The following is a 245-nucleotide window of genomic DNA, read 5'->3' on the forward strand; positions in this document are numbered from 1 at the left end:
GATAAGGATGTATGGATGTCAGCAAGAATTAATTAAAAAATCCGAAAATGTCCCTTTTTTAGAATACTTGTGTACCACGGCCAACAAACTCATTAATTGCGGAATTTATTTAGCTAGACAGTGGTATTTTAAATTCGGATATATTACGGGAAAATACAACTTAGAAAAAGAGTTGAAGTCCCATGCAAATTATCAGTTTTTGTATTCTCAGGCAGCACAGCAAACTCTTAGAGGAGTAGCAGAGG

The 245-nt window shown here is 35.1% G+C and carries 1 pseudogene; it reads left to right on the forward strand.

Features of this window, described 5'->3' with window-relative positions:
- A pseudogene (locus AC0QHF_RS15445) lies at positions 1-245 on the forward strand (RNA-guided endonuclease TnpB family protein); the annotation flags it as partial.

It is taken from the genome of Lyngbya sp. CCY1209, assembly GCF_055795065.1.